The sequence below is a fragment of the Nocardioides cremeus genome, from assembly GCF_030518195.1.
GTDB lineage: Bacteria > Actinomycetota > Actinomycetes > Propionibacteriales > Nocardioidaceae > Nocardioides > Nocardioides cremeus.
The window spans coordinates 1-329 of the sequence record NZ_JAULSC010000143.1; the positions used below are offsets into that span (position 1 = coordinate 1).

1 protein-coding gene is annotated in these 329 nt (G+C 43.8%); it reads right to left on the reverse strand.

Annotation, left to right across the window (positions count from 1 at the left end; genetic code table 11):
- Positions 1 to 329 (reverse strand): ankyrin repeat domain-containing protein (locus QWJ41_RS20945; RefSeq protein WP_302710411.1); only part of this gene is annotated, 329 nt, incomplete at both ends.

Here is a 329-nt window from a genome sequence, read left to right on the forward strand (position 1 = left end):
GCTTGGACTAACAATGATATGACTTCACATGACCCAGTCACGGCGGCAAGATGTAAAGGTGTATTACCATGGTTATCTTTAGCTGATACGTCCGCACCCTCTTTTATAAGCAGTGCTACTGCCTCTTTCATGTTTCGACCAGCAGCATAATGAAGCGGTGTCAGGAGTGAGAGATCGCAGCAAAATGGATCCATGTGCAACTTTCTTAGAGTAGCGACAAGAATTCTGATATAAGAAACAAGATTTTGTGCGCATAGTCGGTGAAGAAGCGTTACCCCATAAACATCCTTCTGGTGTAGATCGATCCCTGGTACATGAAGTAATTGTTG